This is a genomic window from Anabaena lutea FACHB-196, from assembly GCF_014698305.1.
GTDB lineage: Bacteria > Cyanobacteriota > Cyanobacteriia > Cyanobacteriales > Nostocaceae > Anabaena > Anabaena lutea.
On sequence record NZ_JACJST010000039.1, the window covers coordinates 1 to 16,383 of the forward strand.

General features: G+C 37.4%; 11 protein-coding genes and 1 pseudogene. 7 read left to right on the top strand and 5 right to left on the bottom strand.

From position 1 onward, the window contains the following. The first annotated feature begins 344 nt into the window (after positions 1–344). Positions 345–901: pseudogene (locus H6G59_RS25585) on the top strand (TRAP transporter small permease subunit). 14 nt (positions 902–915) lie between these two features. Here the strand turns inward: H6G59_RS25585 and H6G59_RS25590 are convergent. Further along, positions 916–1,053 carry a hypothetical protein gene (locus tag H6G59_RS25590; RefSeq protein WP_190720430.1) on the bottom strand — a complete coding sequence of 46 codons (138 nt, stop codon included), beginning with the start codon at positions 1,051–1,053 and terminating at the stop codon, positions 916–918. Between the two features lie 51 nt (positions 1,054–1,104). Then, positions 1,105–2,271, bottom strand: coding sequence for an FAD-dependent oxidoreductase (locus tag H6G59_RS25595; RefSeq protein ID WP_190720433.1), 1,167 nt, complete (start codon positions 2,269–2,271; stop codon positions 1,105–1,107). Positions 2,272–2,480: 209 nt separating this feature from the next. On the opposite strand from H6G59_RS25595, the gene H6G59_RS25600 reads away from it, so the two are divergent. The 5 genes from H6G59_RS25600 (at position 2,481) to H6G59_RS25620 (ending at position 11,522) form a co-directional block, all read left to right on the top strand. Continuing rightward, on the top strand, positions 2,481–3,197 hold the full coding sequence (locus H6G59_RS25600; protein WP_242038978.1) for a pentapeptide repeat-containing protein: 717 nt from the start codon (positions 2,481–2,483) through the stop codon (positions 3,195–3,197). A gap of 645 nt (positions 3,198–3,842) precedes the next feature. Further along, positions 3,843–5,315: a pentapeptide repeat-containing protein gene (locus H6G59_RS25605; RefSeq protein WP_190720436.1), complete on the top strand. Its 1,473-nt coding sequence runs from the start codon at positions 3,843–3,845 to the stop codon at positions 5,313–5,315. A 575-nt stretch (positions 5,316–5,890) separates the two neighbouring features. Next, positions 5,891–7,354: a S8 family peptidase gene (locus H6G59_RS25610; RefSeq protein WP_190720439.1), complete on the top strand. Its 1,464-nt coding sequence runs from the start codon at positions 5,891–5,893 to the stop codon at positions 7,352–7,354. A gap of 200 nt (positions 7,355–7,554) precedes the next feature. Next, on the top strand, positions 7,555–8,733 hold the full coding sequence (locus tag H6G59_RS25615) for a lipase family protein (protein WP_190720442.1): 1,179 nt from the start codon (positions 7,555–7,557) through the stop codon (positions 8,731–8,733). After that, on the top strand, positions 8,730–11,522 hold the full coding sequence (locus H6G59_RS25620; RefSeq protein ID WP_199332164.1) for a tetratricopeptide repeat protein: 2,793 nt from the start codon (positions 8,730–8,732) through the stop codon (positions 11,520–11,522). The genes H6G59_RS25615 and H6G59_RS25620 overlap by 4 nt, the downstream gene beginning before the upstream one ends. A gap of 247 nt (positions 11,523–11,769) precedes the next feature. Here the strand turns inward: H6G59_RS25620 and H6G59_RS25625 are convergent, their stop codons facing one another. Continuing rightward, positions 11,770–13,266 carry a beta-barrel domain-containing protein gene (locus H6G59_RS25625; protein WP_190720445.1) on the bottom strand — a complete coding sequence of 499 codons (1,497 nt, stop codon included), beginning with the start codon at positions 13,264–13,266 and terminating at the stop codon, positions 11,770–11,772. Between the two features lie 79 nt (positions 13,267–13,345). Continuing rightward, a complete protein-coding gene (locus tag H6G59_RS25630) occupies positions 13,346–14,221 on the bottom strand; it encodes an SDR family oxidoreductase (protein ID WP_190720448.1) in 876 nt (291 codons plus the stop codon). A 139-nt stretch (positions 14,222–14,360) separates the two neighbouring features. Between H6G59_RS25630 and H6G59_RS25635 the strand changes: the two genes are divergently transcribed. Further along, a complete protein-coding gene (locus H6G59_RS25635) occupies positions 14,361–14,861 on the top strand; it encodes a DUF29 domain-containing protein (protein WP_190720451.1) in 501 nt (166 codons plus the stop codon). A 234-nt stretch (positions 14,862–15,095) separates the two neighbouring features. Here H6G59_RS25635 and xth read toward each other — a convergent pair whose 3' ends face one another. Continuing rightward, the gene (xth, locus tag H6G59_RS25640; protein WP_190720453.1) at positions 15,096–15,878 is read right to left on the bottom strand and encodes an exodeoxyribonuclease III; all 783 of its coding nucleotides are present in this window, start codon (positions 15,876–15,878) and stop codon (positions 15,096–15,098) included. Positions 15,879–16,383 lie beyond the last annotated feature (505 nt).

The window sequence follows — 16,383 nt, forward strand, 5'->3', positions numbered from 1 at the left end:
TAATTAAATTACTAAACGAAGGAGGTCTTATTATTAAATGGGAACGCAAAGTCAAAAATAAAGGTAATGCTGTTTATTCGATTTAGCTGCACAACAGCTTAATAACCAGTTGGCTTTTTGCTAAAAGTAATCAAAATTACAATACCGCATTTGAGCAATAAAAAAAAGACATCAAGAGAAAATTTGCACAACCAGATACCTTGACAAGGTCATATCATATTCGGCTAATTACTGGTAATAAACTTTTTGCTGTTCCCTATTCCCTGACCAAACAAATATGATAACTATTCAAACGGACGTTAATGTAAACTACATTTACAGCAACTCAGGAGGGAAGAATAGCATTGGACACTTTATTAAAAATATCAAACTTTATTGATGCCTGCACTGAACGCATTGGCCGATTAACAAGTTGGTTAGTCCTGGTGATGGTGATACTCGGTGTATGGAATGTAGCAGGTAGATACCTGGGACGGATTATCGGCAGTAATCTCACTTCCAACGCCTATATTGAAGCCCAATGGTATATTTTTGATCTAGTCTTTCTATGAGGTGCGGCTTACACCCTTAAGCATAACGAACACGTGCGGGTGGATATTTTTTACAGTAATTTGTCAGGTAAACGCAAAGCGATCGCAGACTTATTTGGAGATGTCTATTTTTTCTGATTCCTTTCTGCATTATGGTGATTATTTTTTCTTGGGATAGCATTATTGCGTCTTGGCAAATTTGGGAAACATCTCCAGATCCTGGTGGTTTACCGCGTTACCCCATTAAAGCTATGATTATTGTCGCCTTTGTCTTGCTGATTTTCCAAGGCATTTCCGAGACGATTAAAAACGTGGCAATTCTCCAAAACAGAATAGCACCCCAGGAGGAAAATCATGACACTGGATTATGAATGGCTTGGCCCGTTTATGTTTGCGGGGGCTTTAGTGCAGTGGGTAAACTACCTTGTGCATTGCTAGATGTACTTGTTTTTGCACAAGCTGCGGTGAGTGTGGCTGTTGCTGTTGCAATTACACCTGTATTGATAATTTGTCTACGTTTCATAATTTTTTTCTGATTTCTATTACTCTATCTTTAGGCTGATAGTGCAATGTATCAGGTTTTTGGTAGATTTTGAAATTGTGCCATGAAACGCCTATCAATACAGTCTTTCCAGTTCCATAATAGTTGATGGGGTGGTAAGGTGAAATTCCCTCTAGTAGCTAATGCGCGTCCATCACCTGTACTAATTAAACTTAAATATGCTGTTTGTGGTTTATAAGGTTTGAGTGATTTACCCAAAATCATCCTTCGCAAATTATCATACAACGGTTTACCTTGACGCACGGCAAACACACCCGCTTTTGGTAAGTGATAATTTATCATTGTCGCAATATCACCCGCAGCAAAAATATGGGAATGAGTAATAGATTGCAAATTATCATCAACTAAAATAAAACCTGTTTCATCAGTACCAATACCGGAATTTTTTACCCAATCTGGTGCTGATGCTTGTGTTACCCAAAAGACTTGATCACAATTAACTATTAACCCAGATTCACATCTAATTTCTAACTTGTCATCTCTTGGTGCAACTTGACACACGGTTTCACTTAAATGCAATTTCACATCTTTGTTAATTAAAATTCCCTCCATAATTCCTCGTACTGATAAATGATGATTTGGCATTAATTCCCCACTCCGTTGAAATAAATGCAATTCCAGATTTTTAATTTCCAATCTCTGTAAACCGGCTTGCATTGATAATGCCAATTCCACACCACCTGCACCACCACCAACAATCCCAATACTTAGCTGTTTTTGAGGATTTTTAACAACTGTTTTTTGTAGTTTATACCAATGTTCTAAAAGTTGTGCCACTGGTTTAGCCGCAATTGTATATTCTGCTGCACCTGATACAGATAATTTGGCGGGAGTGCTGCCAATATCAATAGACAGGATATCAAAATCTACCGCAGGTCGGTTAGCACAAAGCACTTGGTGATTTTTCAAATCCAGCCCAATTACTTGATCAAGATACAATTCTGCGTGAGCAAATTTGCATAAATTTTGTAAAAAAATATGACATTCAGCATAATTGTAAAATCCGGCAATATGTCCTGGTAACATCCCAGAGTAGGGTGTATATTGATCTGGAGTAATTAAGGTCAAACTTACTCCGGGCAGAGGTTTTTTACCTAAAAGTCTCAAGATAATAGCATGACTATGACCACCACCAATCAGTACTAGGCTTTTCAGTGTTGGCTGGTAATTTAGCTGCATTTGCAGATTTAAGTAAATTTGATTAAGAATTAAATATAAATCAATTTTATCATGATTGTTCTCTATTGTCAGTGAATACTAAGCAATAGTGATCACAACCAAAAAATGATCAAGATATTTAACACATATTTTTCTTGATCAACAAGATCCTAAGATCAATTCAAAAAGTATTGCCAGGGCTTTATTAGTATCAGTTTTAACTTTTTTCAATGCTTAAATTCAGTGCGCTAATTCAAAATACCTCATTCAAAAAAATCATCCTGTGGATGCTAGAAATTCAAGAACGATTAAAACATACTCAACAAAATAACTTATATCAACATTATTTAATGAATGTCCTACCCAGACTTGATCATGATTCCATTGAAACCAGTCTATCTGCAATTAATGATTTAGAGCGTCTCGCCAAAATTCAACCGCAATACCACTGGATAATTATGGATATGCTGACTCATTTTGTAAGAAATCAAGCTCTTATTCTTGACCCAGAAGAACAGATGATAAATTCTTCTACAAACATCGAGCAAGTGATTCAAGCAGCTATTACCGTGATAGGGAGGAGAGATATCACAAAAGACCCAGAAAATGAGCAGATTGACTTAAGTTATGCAAACTTGAGGGGGGTAAATTTGTCAGGTGCAAACCTAGGAAAAACTAACCTTTATCAAGCTAATTTATCGAATGCAAATCTTGCTGGTGCAAATTTAGAAGGAGCAATCCTCAGTGCAGCAAATCTCTCTGGTGCAAACCTCAATTTAGCTAACCTGTCTGAGGCAATTCTCAGTGCAGCAAATCTCAATGGTGCGAATCTCTCTGGTGCTAATTTGCATCGAGCTAATTTGTATTTAGCTAGTTTACAAAATGCCATTTTGAATGATACTATTCTTAATGGTGCAAACCTAAGAGAAGCTAAGTTTAATTTTTAATAAATAATATATACCAGGTTGTAAAAATTTTGCCATTAGCATCTTAAAACTAAAATTTTTGCTTTCCAGCTATTGACATCTACTCCTATAGAGGAGTAGATATATAATTATCCGTCAGGAATCGTAAACACCTATTTGATAGCAGATTTTGGGTGACGACGCGGTTGGGTGATTTATCTGTAGCATCAGCGTTATCAGTTAATTACAACATCTAACCCTACCTACAAGGTATTCACAACCTCAGCAAGAATCGCTATACAGGAATATATTGTAACTATTCAGACGCTGAGAAAATTTTTTACAGAGTATAGTTATTTTCACTATAGGACTAATATTTTATTTTTGAAATACTCGTAGGGTGGGCATTGCCCACCCTACACTGAGATTTTTTCAAGAATCAAATCGGATTTCCATATCACGAATTAGTACTAAAGTTAATCCTGAGTTAATTAATTCCTATTCTGACATCAAGTCCAGCTAATTGCTGATCAAAAAACTCTCCGTGTACCCCTGTCACCGCGCGGTTCCCTAATTATAAGTATTCAAGCAAACACGATATTACATATCCAACTTTGAAGCTAAATGCTATACTGTTTTTTTCAATCATCTCAGTAAGAAATCATTATTGTGAAGCATCTTTCTGGTATGTCTGCTAAAAAGACAGACGCAACTTTGAATTGGTTTATCACCATCATAGTTATCGTTGCTATGTCCTTGATACTGATTGTCTTCGCATCTACTAATATTGATAAGTTATCACTTCAGCAGCGAATAGCTGATAGAAATCAAGCATTAACTACAACTGCAATAGTTTTTCTTGGTTTAGCTGTCATGCTTAATGCATATTACGCAGCCAAGCGGAATCAAGCAATGCAAAAAAGTGCCATTACAGCGGAAAAAACCCTAGAAATTAGCATTGAAAATACCAAACTCACCCAAGAAAGATTAATTGCCGAACGCTTTATCGGTGGAATTGCCCAGTTAGGACATGACAAAGTAGAAACGCGCATAGGTGCAATTTATGCCTTAGAAAGAATTGCTCAGGATTTCCCTCAAGAACATTGGACAATTATGGAAGTTCTCACTGCTTTTGTCCGCGAAAATGCACCCATACAAGTAGAGAGAAAACAACAAAAACCAGAAGATTTCATGGCTATTGATTTAGGTCAACATCGAGATAGGGTACGTCGTCAACCATCAGTAGATTCCTATATTCCATCAGATACTTTCAAACTTCGCACGGATATACAAGCGGCTTTAACTGTTATTGGTAGACGAAATTTTCAGCAAGACCAAGAAAATCAAAAGCTGGATTTAAGTAATACTAATATCAGACGAGTAAACTTAGCTGGTGCAAAATTGCAACGGGTAGACTTGCGAGGTTCTGATTTATCTGGAGCCAATTTACGGGAAGTAGATTTCAGTGAAGCACAATTGGATGGAGCTAAACTTATAGGGTCGAATCTCTATGAATCTAACTTATTTAAAGCAAGTTTGCGAGGAGCTAATTTGAGTCGTTCGAACCTCAATTTCGCTAACTTATATGGAGTTAACCTACTTTCAGCTAACCTGTTTGGTGCAAGTTTACGTTCAGCTAATTTACAAGCTGCAAACTTGTATAAAGCTAATTTGCAACAAGCAAATCTGAAAGCTGCAAACCTCTCTAGTGCTAAGTTATTTCTGGCTAACTTGCAAGGAGCAAAGTTGGGGAAAACTAATTTACATTTAGCTGGTTTAATTGCGGCTAATTTGCAAGGTGCTAATCTCAATGGTGCTAATCTGCAAGGTGCAAATTTAAATTCTGCGAAATTACAAGAAACAGATATCTATTTTGCTAATCTCAGTGAAGCTAGTTTAACGGAAGCAGATTTGCAAAAAGCTAATCTTATGGGAGCTAATCTCAGTGGGGCTATTCTTGATGAAGCTGACCTTTCTTGGGCGAATTTGATGGGTGCTAATTTATCTGGCGCTCAACTTTGTGATGTTAATCTCACTGGGGCAATTTTGACTGGTGCAAAAAACTTGGAATCAGAACAGATAATCATGACATTAGGCGATCACACTACTCGTCTTCCTGATTATATCGAACCCCCAGCTAGTTGGCGACAATCTAGTTAATTTATAGTTATCACTGTTGCTAATTTGGGTGTATTCTACTGTTTAATATCAATTCACTTAATTACAGTGATTTTCAGGCAAATGAACCACATTTTTTGTCTCACGCTCCAGACGCAGAGGCACAGAGAGAAATCAAGGGTGTGGTCTAAATAGGTGAAAATTGCTGTAAAGCTACAAATGAATCTCCTTCCACGTCTGTCTATTTGTATCAACCTTAAAGTGAAATAGTATAAGGCAGGAAAAAAGAGTGTTTTAGCCTAATTCAATTCATATTCTTGGACATATTTATCTTTATTTTTACTTTGCTACTCAATTGCATTTTAAAATTACTAAATTTGAGTTTTATTTTATTACATAAACATTTTAATTAAGTTATTAAATCATGACTTGGTAATTGTCATGATTGCTTGTTTTAAATTTACTCAATTCGTAATCAAATTAGCTTTTTATATTAGTCAATTTATAGTAAGTTCAGATAAACGCTAATAACTCGCAGTTTCCAGCTTTTGCTAGACAAAGGTTGGAAAATATCAGGCTGTTACAAAAAGACTACTATTTGTGAGGTTAAATTTATCATGACATTTGATATTACTAATAATTTTTACTCCAAAAAGGAACTCAATTTTACTCCTATTTCCCCAGTTGATACCTTTAATACTCCATCTGACAGTAGTTTAAGTTGGGGTAATCGTAGCAGTTTGCCGAAAGAGGAAACATCAGAAACTATTGCCATAACTAATAGCTATAATTCCAATAATGGCTATGGCTTAGTAGATGCCGGCAAAGCAGTGAGTGAAGCCGCTGGTGAGAGTCCTTATGCAGATGCTCCTGATTTGGGTGGAAATAATTGGGGTGCAGATTTGGTGAATGCTCCAGCAGCTTGGGAACATGGACACACAGGACAGGGTATTATTGTTGCGGTTTTAGATACTGGAGTTGACTACAACCATGAAGATTTAAAAAACAATATTTGGACAAATAATAAAGAAATTGCTGGTAATGGTATAGATGATGATGGCAATGGCTATATTGATGATTTTCAAGGTTGGAACTTTGATAGTAGCAACAATAATGTTTTAGATGACAATAGTCATGGAACTCATGTTTCTGGTACTATTGCTGGGGAAAATAACGGTATTGGTGTAACTGGAATTGCCTATAATTCCAAAATTATGCCAGTCAAAGTTTTAGATAAAAATGGATCAGGTTCTTATTCAAATATTGCTAATGGTATCTATTACGCTGTAAATAATGGAGCTAATGTAATTAACCTGAGTTTAGGAGGTAATTCTTCTAACGACGACCTTAAATCAGCTATTGAATATGCCAGCAGCAAAGGTGTAATTGTTGTTATGGCCGCAGGAAATAATGGCGACTCTACACCATCTTATCCTGCCCGCTATGCCTACAATTCAGGAATTGCTGTGGGTGCAGTAGATAGAAATAATAACCTGGCTAACTTCTCTAACCGTTCTGGTTCTCAAGAAATTAAATACGTTACCGCACCAGGTAAAGATATTTACTCTACAGTCCCAAATAATCAATATACTACTTATGATGGCACTTCTATGGCAGCCCCTCATGTTGCTGGGGTAGTGGCTCTTATACTCAGCGCTAACCGCAACTTAACTGATAGTCAAGTACGGGAAATTATCACTAATACAGCAAACAATACTACACCAACTCCAGAGCCTAGTCAGCCTTCAAATCCATCCCCTTCTCTGCCGTTTCCATTTCCTATTGACTTATTACCTTTTAGTTTAGATATAGGTTCATTACTACCAAATCTAGGCTCACAATTTCCGAATCTAGGCTTACAAGCGCAATCAACTATTCCCTTACCCTCTATTGTTCTTTCTGTTGGTGAAAATAGTTTACAAGTGCGGTTTGGTGATAATAGTACGGGAACTCCAAAGATAGCAGCTTTTAGTTATTACGGTGAGAATAATGATCAATGGGCATTGCGTTATTATGACAGCACTGGTGTTAAATACACTATTGCTGAGAATGGTGAGAGTGATATGGAAAAAATAGTATAGTAAACAAGTTTTCATCTATTGAAACCACGCTGTAGAGACGTTGGCAGAAATGTCTCTATAGGGGGTTTAATTTATTCTATTTAGTTGGTTTACCTGAAAATAGTTGTTAGTTTTTTATATATAAACAAATTGGACAAAAATAGCATTCTTGCCGATAATGACATAGAGGGTGATTTGTCAGCAAAAGTGTAAATTTACTAATGACATCTATAATATTTATTCACGGCACTGGGGTAAGAAAAGCGGAATATAACGAAACGTTGAAGTTAATTGAGCAAAAGCTACTTAGCCAACGTTCTGATTTAATAGTGCTTCCTTGTTTATGGGGTGAAACTTTGGGGATAAAGTTAAATGCTCAAGGTGCATCTATTCCCCTGTATGATGCAACTCTAGCGTTAGGTGACAAAGAAGAAGACGCAGCAATTATCCTTTGGCAACAATTGTATCGTGATCCGCTGTATGAATTGCGGGTGTTATCACTCAAGCCAGTGGAAGGAAGTAATAATCCGTTTGGGGAACAGCCGAGCGATCGCATACAATCAGTTTTAGCAACCTACAATCCCACACCAGAACTACAAACACAACTAGCAGCAGCGGGAATTACTGAAGAATTTACTCCAGCTTTAGCAAAAGTTACTCACAGTGAACCCTACAACCTCGCCTTGCTAACAGCAGCAGATTCCCTGTATGATTTGTGTTTAGCGATATCAAGAGCGATAATTGCTCAGGCAATGTTTGACAGTCAGGAAGAAGACAAGTATCGGCTAATACTCACTGATGCAGAATTGCGAGATAGGTTAGTTGAAAGCCTGACTCTGACTTTGACAGAACCAGAATTAGGGTTAGGGAACTGGACATTACAAAAAATCTCTCAACTTGCACAACCAATAGGTACTAATTGGGTAAAACGCCGACGTGGTGCAATTACCAATTCAGTATCGCTTATGCCTGGAGATATTTTGCTATATCAAGCCAGGGGTGAGCAAATTCGCGCTTTTATTCGGGAAACAATAGCCAATGCTGAACCACCAGTAGTCTTACTCTGTCATAGTTTAGGCGGTATCGCTTGTGTTGACTTGCTGGTGAAAGAAGAATTACCGCAGGTGGAATTATTAATTACAGTTGGTTCTCAAGCGCCGTTTCTATATGAAATTAACGCTTTACCCAGTTTAGAATTTGGTCAACCTTTACCCGCACATTTCCCGCAGTGGTTGAATATTTATGATTTACGGGATTTTCTCAGTTATATTGGTGCTAAAGTTTTCCCGAATCAAGTAGAAGATGAGAAGGTAGATAATAAACAACCATTTCCCCAAGCACATGGCGCATATTGGACAAACAACGCAACTTGGAAAGCGATAATCCCCAAACTACCATGATCAATTTTACCGCTAAACCAGAGCGGACTTATGCTCTAGTTGTTGGAATAGAGAAGTATCAAAATCCAGATTTTAATGTTAAGAACGGTGGGGGACCAGCCATTGACGCGCTGAAATTTTATACTTGGTTAATTCAGTGCGGTGTACCAAGGGATAATATTTGTTTGTGTTTATCTTATTTAGAAGAAAATAAGCATTTATTTTCTACCTTAAACTCACAAAATAATCATCCTACTGAGGCTAATATTGATAAACTCATTACAGAATTTTTATTACCAAAAGAAGGCGATTTAATTTACATTTTTTGGGCAGGACATGGTTTAATTGATTTTGAAATAACTCGCAGATTATTATGTGCTGATGCTGTAAATGATAATTGGCGAAATATAGATTTTAAATCCTTACAGGATTTTCTAAATTCAAGGTCTAAAATCCAACAACATATCTATATTATTGATGCTTGTGCTAATTACATTCGAGAGTCTCAAAGAAATGAATTAATTGATATTGGAGGTAAGACCTTTCCAAGAGGAGACCGGAAACCCGATATTAAGCAATTTATTTTACTAGCTACAAGAGAGGGAGAAAAAGCTATAGTTAATTCCCCAGAAAAAACAGGGTATTTTTCCCAAGCCGTCAGGGAAGCTTTAGGACAAGAACCGCCAGATATTTGGCCTCCCGATATGCTGAGTGTTGCTGATAGAGTTAAACAGCAATTTGCAAGTTTAGATAAACAACAATTACCCACATATTATTTTTATCAAACTTGGGATGGTGATAAATATAGTGAACAACCATTCACAAAGTCAATTACTCCCCAAAATCTTCCCCGCAGTAGTGTAATTAAATTTGTGGGACGAGAAACAGCACTGACAGAATTACACCAGAAATTACAACAAAGAGAACGAGTTGCAATTACCGCTATTGCTGGTATGGGTGGTGTAGGTAAAACCGAATTAGCCTTGCAATATGCTTTACATTATTGGGAACAAGGGACATATCCTGGTGGTGTTTGTTGGTTGCGGGTAAGAGATGAAGATATAGGAACTCAAATTTTACAGTTTGCTATTAATAAATTAGGCTTAAAACTGCCGGAAGATTTTGATTTAGCAGATAAAATTGATTACTGTTGGCGACGATGGCAAGATGGTGATGTTTTAATCATCCTTGATGATGTTACAAAATATGAGCAAATCCAAGATTATTTACCGCCCAGTTTGCCAAAGTTTAAATTTCGGGTACTTGTCACCACTAGAATACAGCAGTTAGGTGAATCTTTTCAAAAGTTAGCTTTAGGTGTTTTAGATGAAACTGCTGCTTTAGAGTTGCTAATTTCATTTGTTGGTAATGAACGAATTCACAGAGAAATAAATGCAGCAAAACAACTTTGTGCTGATTTAGGATATTTGCCTTTAGGTTTAGAATTAGTAGCGCGATATTTGCAACGCAAAGAGGATGTATCCCTGATTGTAATGCGGGAAAGATTGGCAGAGAAGCGGCTGCAACATCGTTCTCTACAAAATCCATCATCAGAGATGACAGCAAAACTGGGAGTGCAAGCAGCCTTTGAGTTGAGTTGGCAGGAATTAGATAATGAAGCACAAAGATTAGCTTGCCTGTTAAGTATTTTTGCTCTTGCTCCCATTCCTTGGCATTTAGTAGAACGCTCTTTACCTGATCAAGATGCAGAAGATTTGGAAGATTTGAGAGATGATTTTTTATTGCAGTTGAGTTTAATCGAACGCACAGGAACAGGCATTTATCGAATACATCAACTAATTCGAGAATTTTTGCGCGATCAACGAGAAAAATTAGCTGATGCTGATGAACTAAAGCTCAGTTTCTGTCAGACCATAGCACAAATAGGGCATAAAATTCCGCAGACAGCTACTCAAAATGAAATTGCAGAAGTCACTCTTGCTATTCCTCACCTTGAGGAAGTTGCAACCGTGTATCAAGATTGGCTAAGTGATGAGGATTTAATTTTGTCTTTTGCTGCTTTGGGTCAATTCTATGAAGTTCAAGGAAGCTATGAGCAAGCCTTACCTTGGCGTAAAGAATGTTTATCAGTTGCGAAACAATGTTTGGGAGAATCACACCCCGATGTCGCCTCTAGCCTGAATAATCTTGCAGGAAACTACTTCTCACAAGGAAGATACAGTGAAGCCGAACCCTTGTTGCTCCAAGCTTTGGAATTATATAAACGCCTGATGGGAGAATCAAACCTAGATGTCCCCACTAGCCTGAATAATTTGGCATTACTCTATCACTCACAAGGAAGGTACAACGAGGCAGAACCTTTGTTCACACAAGCTTTGGAATTAACAAAACAATTGCTGGGAGAATCACACCCTAATGTAGCACAAAGCCTGAATAATTTGGCATTACTCTATCACTCACAAGGAAGGTACAACGAGGCAGAACCTTTGTTCACACAAGCTTTGGAAATGAGAAAACAACTGCTGGGACAATCACACCACTATGTAGCAACTAGCCTCCAGAATCTGGCAAAACTTTACCATTCACAAGGAAGGTACAACGAGGCAGAACCTTTGTTCACACAAGCTTTGGAAATGATAAAAGAACTGCTGGGAGAATCACACCACTATATAGCAACTATTCTCAATAATCTGGCAGCACTCTACTATTCCAAAGGTAGATATGCAGAAGCAGAACTCTTGTCTATCCAAGCTTTGGAAATTGCTGAACAACAGCTAGGGGTAAATCATCCCAAAACTATTAACTACCGTAATAATCTGCAATATTTACGTGATAATTACAAACCATAATTCCCATGCCAAAAAACTGCTGCCTTTCTCCATTAACCAAAAACAAAATAAAAGTGTTATCTGCATTAAAGAATTTAACGTGAATTCAACGAAAATAATTTGACCCCTCTCCAAACCTCTCTCCTCTGAGGGGAGAGGCTTAAAAACCTAATTTTTTGTTGCTAATGAGAGATTAAAATGCCCCTCTCCGTTTCGGAGAGGGGTTGGGGTGAGGTTCATCGAATTTACGTAATTTAAGATAAATTATTTACCTCACAGAAAAAGCTTCACTAAATCTGCGTGTAATTGGCTCAACAATAAACGTCAAAACCGACTTTTTGCGAGTGACAATTTCAGCATTTGCAGCCATACCCGGAGTAAATTCTACCTCTTGACCTCGGAGATTAATTGAGTGTTTGTTTAACTTAATTTGCGTTGGAAAAATTAATCCCAATTCTTTATCGACAGTTGCATTGGGACTAATTTGCATAACTTCACCATCAACAACTCCAAATTCTTGAAAAGGGAAAGTTGCTAATTTCACCTTTGCTTTCATCCCCTGACGAATAAAACCAATATCCCGGTTAAGGACTTTTACCTCCAATAGCATTTCTTCCCCTTCTGGAACAATTGATAATAACTCTTCACCCGATTGAACTGGCCCTTTAGTAGCTTTGATTTTGTAAATTGTCCCTGCAACAGGTGCTTTAATAGTTTCTCCGTCTTTTTGCTTTCTCGCTTGTTCTAATTGACCAGCAACATTGGTTAATTCTTCTTTGCGCTTGTTGATTTGGGTAAGAATTTCACTTTGGCGTTCTGAGGTTAAACGTAAACCTTGATTACGTGCAGCTTGATAAGCCTGTTCAACTTGTTTAATTTCTTGAATTTGAGCAGATATATCTTTTTCTAAAGATGTAACTTTGTCTTGTGCTTCTGTTAATCTATTTTGAGTATTAGTGACTTCATCTGAACTTTTAATAATATCTGTATTAGCACGATTTAATCTCTCTTGCGCGTCTAAATAATCAACTCTAGGAACTGCACCAGGATTTAATAAAGTGCGAAGATTTTTTTCTCTTTGTTGAGCAATGCTTAAACTATTTTCAACTTTAACACGGATATTTTTGGCATTAACTAAGTTAGTTTGAGCATTAATAACACTGGTTTTGGCGCTTGCTAAATTTTCTTGTAATCGAGTCAAACGGACTTTGGCTTGATTAATAATTGAAAGTTGGCGTTGTGCTTCTGCTTCCGCTGCTGCTTGTTTGGCGTTGTAGTCTAACAAACGGGAATTTAATAATTCATCTTGCAATTTTGTCCCCCCAATTTTCCCACCTGTACGTTCTGCTTCTAATCGTTGTAAATCTTCCTCAATTAATTTACTAGCTTTAGCCAATCGGTTCACATCAGTTTGTTGTAAATTAGGATCACGTTCAATTAAAACTTGATCTTTGGTGACGCGATCGCCTTCTTTCACTTTCACTGCTAAAATAGAGCCATTACCCAAAGATGTCACCGGTCTGACTTGAGTAGAAGCAATTAATTCTCCTGGTGCTGTCGCTACTTCATCAATTTCTGAAAAATGCGCCCAGGAAATTGCCCCAAATATAACAATGCTAATTGTTCCTGCTAATAATCTTGTGTAAAGTGGTGGTAATTCCTGTACAGCTTTACCCAATTCATAAGATAATTGTTCTTCCGGTTTTGCAAATCTCTCTTTTGTTTGACGTGATTGAACAGCATTTGCAGCTAGAGAATATTTCATAATTTTTGTCCTTTGTTATGAGTTATTAGTCATTAGTCATTTGTTTAATTGCTAATGACCAATGACTAATGACTATTTTCTAAATTTCTAAATAACGGCGCAAAAAGTTTTCTAATGTTTCCAATTGAAAGTTAAATATCCTTTCTAAATTGGCGGTTTCTTCTGATGTACAGAAAAATTCATTAGCTAGTAAGGTGCGAAAGGTTCCTAAACTTGTTTGTGCTGAAGAGTTGAATAAACCCAATGCACCTCGCAAGCTATCAATAGCAAACAGAGGAACGTTTATGACTATCGGTTCTTTGTTAAAGATGCGACTAAAAATTCTCGGAATATCCTCTCGCAATAAAATTTCCGCACCTCCTACTGGTAAAATTTGATTACGAGCATCTGCAACGGTCAAAGAATCTACAACTATCCTGGCTAAATCATCGGTGCTAACAATAGATGTACGGTTTTTAGGATCACCGATAAGTAGATACAAACCCGTTTCTCGAAACCGTTCCGCTAGTGGTAGCAAGTTTGATGCTAATCCAGCAGGGCGTAAAATAGTGTAATCTAAGCCACTACTTTGCAGATATCTCTCTACGGCTCGTTTGGCTTTGAACACGGGTGCATCTTCATATCCTCTGTCAGCACCTAAAACGGATATAAAGACAAAATGTTCAACACCCTGGACTTTAGCCTGGTCAATGAGTTCAATATTAGCGCGATAATCTAAAGATAGGGCATCATTCCCAGAACCGTGAGCGCTGATAATATATTTCGCTCCTCGACAAGCTTTCTCAATGTCCTGTTCTCGTCGCAAATCACCAATGAAGATTTCAGAACCCCGGTGTTCTAACTCGCTGTAATGGGAAGTCAAGCGGACAAACGAACGTACAGGCTGCTGTTGTTGGCGTAAGAGTCGCACGACGCGGCGACCAATTCCGCCAGTTGCTCCAGTGACTAGAATCATAGCTTTTGGATTTGAGTATGGGCTATTCCTCTAGTTAAGTTTAATCACTATTTTGTCTGAATCAGGATTTCCAGGATTTAAGGATTAACAGGATTAAGATGAGGATCTAGAATGAAAACGTTGGGGTTAAACAAAACTGATGCAAATACCAGAAACAAACCCAAAGATCACAATACCTATATCTAGTCTCTACACAACTGATTTTTATGCTTGGACACAGGAACAAGTTTCTTTACTCCGTAACCATCAATGGAGTCAAATTGACTTGCAAAATTTGATTGAGGAAGTTGAATCTTTGGGAAAACAGCAACGCCAAGAACTGCGAAATCGTTTAAGCATTTTAATTGGACATTTACTAAAATGGCAATTTCAACCACAACGCCGCAGTCGTAGTTGGTTAGCAACACTTCGCATTCAACGCCTAGATACTATTGAATTACTGGAAGAAAATCCTAGCTTAAAATCCTATCTTGAGGAGGTGGTTGGTAAAGCTTATTTGAAAGGTGTGGAGTTAGCTATTAGGGAAACAGATTTACCTAGTAGGACTTTTCCTTCTGATTGTCCTTATAGTTTGACAGAAATACTAGATGATGGCTTTTATCCTGGTGAAGCAAGTGAGTTAGTAAGTGAGAGGGAATAGTAATAAGTTCTACATTTTGGGTCGAGGTTGCGGTTGTGCATTAGTTAACCTTTGCACTTAATGTAAATCGATGTTCCTTAAAGCCAGGGAATAAATTAAGAGTCTAAAAGCTAAAGTCGGTTTTAACCGACTATTTTGGCATCAATAGGATAATTTTTGATTTTGAGTTAACCAGAGTGCGTTTTAACGCACTTTAGCTTTTAGACCGGAACTTGAGTTCCGGGCGCGTTTGTTCTAAAACTCCACAATCACTGGTGTATGGTCGCTAGGCTGTTCTAAATTCCTGGGTGCAACATCAATAATGCAACTTTGGGCGCGATCGCACAAAACTGGTGTGAGATAATGATGATCAATCCGCCATCCTAAATTACGTTTGAAAGCTGCGGTACGATAATCCCACCAACTATAATGTCCCTTTTCGCTGTTGAATTTACGAAAAGCATCCGCAAAACCCAGAGCAAGAATATCTCGTAAAGCTTGGCGTTCTGGTTCAGATGCCATAATGTGATTTTCTATTTTCACTTTGTCGTGAATATCTATATCTTCCAAAGCGATATTAAAATCACCACACATAGAAATAGCAGGATTTGACAACAACAACACCTGCAAATATTCCCGCAGGATTTTTAACCAACCCAGCTTGTATTCATATTTCTCGCTTCCCACTGCTGAACCGTTGGGAACGTAAAGATTAATAATTCTAACTCCGTCAATCATGCCGGTTATCAACCGCTTTTGCTCCTCCCATTCGGGTTCTATCTCTGGTAAAATTGCCCTGAAACCCGTACTCACATCTTCTAAAGGTTGACGGCTAATGATAGCAACGCCGTTATAAGATTTCTGCCCAGAAATATAAGGATAATAGCCTATTTTTTCAAAAGCTAAAATCGGAAAGTCTTTATCTATAACTTTCGTTTCTTGTAGACACAGGACATCAACAGGATTTTGATTTAACCAATCAATCACCTGTTCTAAGCGTATACGAATCGAATTCACATTCCAAGTAGCGATTTTCATTATTTACCAGTGTGACAATTAAGTAAGTTGGTTTGAATATTTATGTTTGGGATCAGGTACGGGAACGTTAATCTTTCTTTACATAGTCAGGTATAATTGTGCCGAGCTACTAAGATTAAGAATTATAAAAAATGTAAATTCCTTGTAACCAAAAACCCTTGATAATTGTTACACTCCGTTTCTTTATCCGTCAAAAACAGGCGATAAATAATTGCCCTAATTTGTAATTTGGTATGCCCAGCTACAAAATCGCTAAATTTGTCAGCTAGACTACATAATATTTTAATTGATTATGATCCCCAAGGTAGATGAAAATCCGAAATACTCGGTTATAGTTTAAGAGTGCTGTTAGTTTTTAGCTATCACTTAATAACTGCAATAATTAGCATTTTTATGATCCCTTTTATTAGAGGATGTTTAAAAAAGTCATCAAGTTTAGCAAAAAACTCTTTATAGACCTGTTCGCGTAGCACTCAGCGGCTTCCCGCTGTCTTTCCTCTCCCGC